Source organism: Candidatus Electronema sp. PJ, assembly GCF_048287395.1.
In the GTDB taxonomy this organism is placed as follows: Bacteria; Desulfobacterota; Desulfobulbia; order Desulfobulbales; family Desulfobulbaceae; genus Electronema.
This window is the reverse complement of sequence record NZ_JBLWEO010000055.1, coordinates 1-5,361: the sequence shown is the minus strand read 5'-3', so window position 1 is coordinate 5,361 and position 5,361 is coordinate 1. Positions and strand designations below refer to the sequence as shown.

Sequence of the window (5,361 nt, the reverse complement as noted above, 5' to 3'; positions counted from 1 at the left end):
TACCGTTCAGTGTTGTCGCTGGCGTGAAAGTGAGCCAGGGGGCTTCATCTACGCATCAAGGTTCGAACCTTAGGGGCGGCCACAAGCTCTCCCCGACTCGTGTGCTGGCAGCTAACCACCACAACAGACAAGATACAAGGGGCGGACCCCTGTGTCCGCCCTGTTATCTCCCCCGCAACCAACCTCAGATAATCGCCTTCATCGCGCTCATGTAGCCGCGCAAGGTCGCGCCAATAGCCTCAATGCCGGTGCTGCGGGTAAGCATCCAGCGCATCAGTCTTGCCGACTGTTCTTATCTCTTTCAGCCGATCCAAATTCTGGGCGTGCCGACTGCGCAGGTCTTCGCAAATCATGTCTAAATCGTAGTTGAATCTACGGGCGTGTTCATCCCGATACTTTCTGACTTCCTCTATGATCGGATCAATCATGTTCCGCCTCCATGAATTCTTCAGGTGAACAGATTACGGGCATGGAGCAGCCATGCTTCGTTACAACACTGCTTATTTTGCGCATCATGAACGGATTGTTGATGTGCTTGAAGTTCCAAGTGACGATAAATTCAATATCGTGTGCTGCCGCTACAGCAATATGAACTGCATCTTCCGGGCATTTTTCAGGAACAGCCTTTTCCCTGATAAGCGACTTTGCCAACTCTTGCGTCTTAGCATCTGTGTCAAGAACAGAAAAGTCACGGATTTCCCAAAGCCGACGTTGCACCTTCCCTGCATCGCCACACGATGCTTCCATGACAACAGTGTCTGAAATAAAAACACTATAGTTCGGAAGCGTTTTCCAGAAAGCATGTGTGACAAGCTGGCGACTGCTTGTCCTGATATTTTCTGACATTTCGGCAGCCAAGTAGCTGATGACGCTCGTTTCGATGTATATCGTTCTTTTCATGGCGGGAATATAGATGATCTCTTCGGCTTGGGCAACCTACCATGCTACTTGGCTATTTGCGCAAAGACCTTAATCCCTCACGAATGCGGTCATGATTTCTCTTTGCACGTTCGTAACTCTTAAACACACATTCCTTAACGAAGTCCCGATAGTCGTTTTCTTGAAAATTATATCCGAAGTTACATTCAAGAACTCCCTCAATTACCCAGCCGCAACTAACCTGCTCTTCTCGACTCAACTCAGCCAATGGTTTTTTCAAAATCATCGGGATTAGTTCATTGATCAGATCAATAACTTGTTGTTTATCGTTTAAGTCGAATGCCGAAGCCTCGCTCTCAGTTCTTTCAATAAGGTAGTTCTTTGGATAGTCTAGGATAAGATCCGTGATTTCCATTTTATGTTCCTCTATTGGCTAACAAAGTGGTAGGGTCACGGCATGCCGTGACCCTGCAATTCCGGTAACGGCAACCAACCTCAAATAATCGCCTTCATTGCGCTCATATAGCCGCGCAGCTCTGCGCCGATGGTCTCCACGCCGGTGCTGCGGATGATCCGGTTGACCTCGATCAGCTCCTTGTTGCTGACAGAGTTGTCCTTCACATCCAAGCCCTTGCCGATCACATCCGCGCCCACGGTCTTCATGAAGCCTTGCAGCAGCGGGTAGGCCGCATGGTTGAAGAGATAGCAGCCGTACTCGGCAGTATCAGAAATCACCACGTTCATCTCATACAGCTTCTTGCGGGTGATCAGATTGGCGATCAATGGCAGCTCGTGCAATGATTCGTAATAGGCTGACTCCGCCTTGATGCCGGAAGAGACCATGGTGTTGAAGGCCAGCTCCACGCCCGCTTTGACCATCGCCACCATCAGGATGCCTTTGTCGAAATACTCCTGCTCGCTGATGGCCATATCCGCCGCTTCTGTCTTCTCAAAGGCGGTCTCGCCAGTGGCCTTGCGCCATGTGAGCAGGTTGGCATCGTCATTAGCCCAGTCCTGCATCATGGTCGTGGAGAAATGGCCGGACATGATGTCATCCATGTGCTTACAGAAGAGCGGCTTGAGGATGCGCTTTAGCTCGTCAGCAAGCTGGAAGGCCCGCAGTTTGGCCGGGTTGGACAGCCGGTCCATCATGTTGGTGATGCCGCCGTGCTTGAGGGCCTCGGTGATGGTCTCCCAGCCGTTCTGGATCAGCTTGACCGCATAGCGGGCATCCATGCCCAGCGCAACCATCCGCTCGAAGCAGAGCAGCGAGCCGGTCTGCAACATGCCGCAGAGAATGGTCTGCTCGCCCATCAGGTCGGACTTCACCTCGGCGACAAAGGAGGACTCCAAGCAGCCAGCGCGATGGCCGCCGGTGCCAGCGGCGTAGGCTTTAGCAATGTCCCAGCCGATGCCGAGCGGGTCGTTCTCGCGATGCACGGCCAGCAGGGTGGGCACACCGAAGCCGCGCTGGTACTCGTGCCGCACCTCGGTGCCCGGCGATTTGGGCGCAACCATGATCACGGTGATGTCCTTGCGGATCTGCATCCCTTCTTCAACAATGTTGAAGCCGTGCGAGTAGGACAGGCAGGCGTTCTCCTTCATCAGCGGCATCACCGCCTTGATCACGCTGGAATGCTGCTTGTCCGGGGTCAGGTTGATGACCAGATCAGCGGTGGGCAGCATCTCCTGATATGTCCCGACCTTGAAGCCGTTCTCCGTAGCCCGCTGCCAGGACAGCCGCTTCTCGGCAATGGCCGCGTCGCGCAGGGTGTAGGACACGTCCAAGCCGCTGTCGCGCAGGTTCAGACCTTGGTTCAGACCTTGCGCACCGCAGCCGACAATGACGATCTTCTTGCCCTTCAGGGCTTCCACGCCGTTGAACTCGGAAGCCTGCATGAAGCGGCAGCGGCCCAGCTCGTCAAGCTGAAGGCGCAGGGGCAGGCTGTTAAAATAGTTAGACATGATGATTCTCCTTGTGCAGAGTTGGATGATTTAATATGCTGCTATCTTACCAGCAAACGCTGCGGCGTAAAGGGTTTTGTGCAAGTAGAACGGAACCTCAGGCAAAAATACTTGCGTCGTAGTTGACCTTATGTTTTAACTCATACTCCGCCGTCGCAGAGCTAACAGCTGCCTGCGTTGCTGTGTTTCAAGTGAGAGCCGCATGACCAAACCGCACCGCAAGCTGCTCATTTACCTACCGCTAGCCGCGCTCATCATTGCTCTGGGCCTACCTGCTAGGCTGGTACCGAACCTGTTACCAACCTGGTATGTCGCCTATGCCGGTGATGTCCTGTGGGCAATGCTACTCTATTGCGTCTGTGCCCTGCTGCTGGGCCGGAGCACTCCTCAGACCCTCTGCATCGCACTGCTCATTGCCTGCTTCATTGAAGCCTCTCAGCTCTTCCATCCTCCTTGGCTGGAGCAGCTCCGCGCCATCAGGCCATTAGCCTTTGTGCTGGGCTTTAGCTTTCTTTGGTCTGATATCATCGCCTATGTCCTTGGCATTGTCTGTGCTGCCTTGCTTGACCTGCTCCTTCTCAATGCAACCAACCCTACCTCACCGCACCAATGATCGCCCACATCTCCGGCACCCTCCTCAGCAAAGATGCCTCTGCCGCTGTTATTGACGTGCATGGTGTGGGTTACGAGATTCATATCTCCACCCGCACCAGCGACGGCTTACCCCAGCCTGGCGAGCAGGTTGCGCTCCATATTCACACCAGCGTGCGCGAGGATGCCATAACCTTGTACGGCTTCCCGGACAGCAGTGAGAAGCGGCTCTTCCTCCTGCTGAACACCGTCTCCGGCATCGGCCCTAAGCTGGCCCTGGCCATACTGTCGGGCCTGGAGCCTGCTGCCCTGTGCAGTGCCATCAGTCTAAAGGATAGCAAACGCCTAACCACTCTGCCCGGAGTAGGTAAGAAAACCGCCGAGCGCCTCTGCATGGAGCTGGCTGAGAAGATGCTCGCCTTTACTGTGGAGCTTGGCCCGCTACCAACCAAAGCCAGTGCTCTGCCGACAGCTAGCGAGGGCTTTGCCATCCATGACGCAGCCTCCGCCTTAATGAACCTTGGCTATCCGCAGGAAACTGCTTGGCAGGCTTTGCGCAGCGTACAGCAAGCTGACCCCGCAAAGGCGGCAGAGATGCGGGTGGATGAGCTGATCCGGGCTGCGCTGAGGAGTATGGCCTGAGTAGGAACAGCCAGCATCGCCCTTTTTTCCTTGCAGTATGCAGGCAGCGCGGCAGGGGCAATGATGCGGCAACAAATGGGTAGGGCGGGACGCGCCGGAGACCTCGTTTTTCAACGCCTGCTTTCTCAGCCAATCATCAAGGGACGGGAACACAGCGTTTCAAGCTGCCGGTTTCCGTCCATGCCCTGCCGCAGGACGTGAGCGTGGAATGAATCTGCGTTCTATAAAAAAGGACGGCGTGGCAAAGTTTGGATGCTGCGGTTTGCCATTCTCTTTTCAACGGTGTCCAACCAGCCGCCAGAAAACTGCTCACAGATTTGCAGAAAGCGGGCACAAAAGCGGGTATATTTTTGAGGTTTATTTTAACTTTAGCAGTAATCTCAGGACACTAGGCTTTTTCACGTTTCATTATGGCTCTGCTACAGAGACGAATGAGGAGAATGCGGCTTAAAGCGCAGGCAAAACTGATTGCCGACCTGGACGGAGACGGCAAGGTTGCAGGCAAAGTTACAGGACTGCAACTTTCGCAAACGCAAGCACAGGCGGACGATCAGCAGGAGGCCGGGCCGGTCAGTCACGCTGAAAAATTTGGTACGAAGCTAAGTTCGGGGGCGTAACAAATGCCCAAATCATCCAGCGGCTGCCGAGCGCTGATGCTGTCAATCCGCTGAAAATGTTATAAAAAATGCAAATATAAATTTAGTTCGGGGTGAAGTTCGGATGAAGTACGAGGCGTGCCAGAGGCCCCGAACTCGAACAAGCGGGCTGCGTAAATCGCCTCCAGATTGCCGGGCCACCTGTTGCACATAAGAGAGCTGGCGCATTGCAGCGGTTGCGCGGAAAGCGCGGTGCGCAGTCACGCATCCAAATTTTGGATGGACTTGCAATCTGGCTGAAAATTTCAGGAAAAATGTAAATGAAAATTTAGTGCGCAGTGAATCGCGCACCGAAGCTGACTGCGCGAAAGATGAGGAAATTGTCCAGCGGGCCGCTGATCTAAGGCTTCACCCGCTCTTTTGATCTGCGCGTGGAGGGCGGCGAGCGCGGAGCTGGAGCGGAAGATGAACCGGGTCATCCGGGCTGCAACGAGATTGGAGAATTATTACACGCTATAAAAAAAGATTGGCTTCACACTGTATATAGTCGCAGCGATATAAAATGATCAAGCAATCATTTTCATCCTATGAGTTGAATCTTATGGCCTATTCAGTAGATTTTCGCCGGAAAGTATTGGAAATCAAAGAACGTGAAGGTTTGAGTTTTGAGGAGGCGGCAGTACGCTTC

At 53.7% G+C, this 5,361-nt stretch carries 7 protein-coding genes; 3 read left to right on the top strand and 4 right to left on the bottom strand.

All coding sequences use genetic code 11. From position 1 onward, the window contains the following. Nucleotides 1-239 precede the first annotated feature (239 nt). The 4 genes from ACNKIB_RS08580 to ilvC form a co-directional block, all read right to left on the bottom strand. Nucleotides 240-428: a hypothetical protein gene (locus tag ACNKIB_RS08580; protein ID WP_417910129.1), complete on the bottom strand. Its 189-nt coding sequence runs from the start codon at nt 426-428 to the stop codon at nt 240-242. Continuing rightward, nucleotides 421-900 carry a PIN domain-containing protein gene (locus ACNKIB_RS08575; protein ID WP_417910128.1) on the bottom strand — a complete coding sequence of 160 codons (480 nt, stop codon included), beginning with the start codon at nt 898-900 and terminating at the stop codon, nt 421-423. The genes ACNKIB_RS08580 and ACNKIB_RS08575 overlap by 8 nt, the downstream gene beginning before the upstream one ends. 52 nt (nt 901-952) lie before the next feature. Then, nucleotides 953-1,294 carry a hypothetical protein gene (locus tag ACNKIB_RS08570; protein WP_417910127.1) on the bottom strand — a complete coding sequence of 114 codons (342 nt, stop codon included), beginning with the start codon at nt 1,292-1,294 and terminating at the stop codon, nt 953-955. 80 nt (nt 1,295-1,374) lie between these two features. Then, complete coding sequence (gene ilvC, locus ACNKIB_RS08565) at nt 1,375-2,844, bottom strand: ketol-acid reductoisomerase (RefSeq protein WP_417910126.1); 1,470 nt, start codon at nt 2,842-2,844, stop codon at nt 1,375-1,377. Nucleotides 2,845-3,046: 202 nt separating this feature from the next. Between ilvC and ACNKIB_RS08560 the strand changes: the two genes are divergently transcribed. From ACNKIB_RS08560 to ACNKIB_RS08550, 3 genes are all read left to right on the top strand, one after another. Then, nucleotides 3,047-3,457, top strand: coding sequence for a DUF2809 domain-containing protein (locus ACNKIB_RS08560; protein WP_417910125.1), 411 nt, complete (start codon nt 3,047-3,049; stop codon nt 3,455-3,457). Beyond that, the gene (gene ruvA, locus ACNKIB_RS08555) at nt 3,454-4,077 is read left to right on the top strand and encodes a Holliday junction branch migration protein RuvA (RefSeq protein ID WP_417910124.1); all 624 of its coding nucleotides are present in this window, start codon (nt 3,454-3,456) and stop codon (nt 4,075-4,077) included. The genes ACNKIB_RS08560 and ruvA overlap by 4 nt, the downstream gene beginning before the upstream one ends. Nucleotides 4,078-4,517: 440 nt before the next feature. Then, nucleotides 4,518-4,694, top strand: a complete 177-nt coding sequence (locus tag ACNKIB_RS08550; RefSeq protein WP_417910123.1) for a hypothetical protein — start codon at nt 4,518-4,520, stop codon at nt 4,692-4,694. The last annotated feature ends 667 nt before the right edge of the window (nt 4,695-5,361 follow it).